Origin of the sequence: Leptolyngbya sp. CCY15150, from assembly GCF_016888135.1 — a bacterium.
Taxonomy (GTDB): domain Bacteria; phylum Cyanobacteriota; class Cyanobacteriia; order RECH01; family RECH01; genus RECH01.
Window position 1 is genome coordinate 1 of record NZ_JACSWB010000283.1, and the last position, 645, is coordinate 645.

Here is a 645-nt window from a genome sequence, read left to right on the forward strand (position 1 = left end):
TGTGGGAAGATACTCATCTGCAAGAAACCCAGGGAGGACGCTATGCTAAGCAAGAATCCTTTGTCGTAGATGATATTTACACCATCGGACATTCTCCATGCCATGTGGAAATCTTGGAGCAGTTTCAGGTTAAGGCCTATATGATTGCTCCTATCTTCTACCAAGATAAATTGTGGGGATTGTTAGGAGCCTACCAAAATTCTAGTCGACGAGATTGGCAAGAGGAGGAGCTGCAGGTGCTCAAGCAAATCGGTACCCAACTGGGTGTCGCGCTTCAGCAAATTCAGTACAACCGTCAGCTAGAAGAGACGTCACAACAGGTAGCTAAGCAAGCACAACGTGAACGGACCGTTGCCAAACTTGTGCCGCGCATTCTCCAGTCTAAAGATGAAGCGATCATGTTTCGCTTTGCAACAGATGAAGTGCGTCATGTACTAAATTGCGATCGCGTTGGGGTTTACCGATTTACACCCGACTGGAGCGGTGAGTTTATCACGGAGTCCGTTGCCAGCGGCTGGGTTCCTCTCGTTGGCCCAGATATTAAAACCGTGTGGGAAGATACTCATCTGCAAGAAACCCAGGGAGGACGCTATGCTAAGCAAGAATCCTTTGTCGTAGATGATATTTACACCATCGGACATTCTC

1 protein-coding gene is annotated in these 645 nt (G+C 47.9%); it reads left to right on the forward strand.

Going from position 1 to position 645, the window contains the following annotated elements:
* Window positions 1-645, forward strand: a 645-nt coding sequence (locus JUJ53_RS22265) for a GAF domain-containing protein (RefSeq protein ID WP_204154251.1), incomplete at both ends; no start/stop codon positions are given.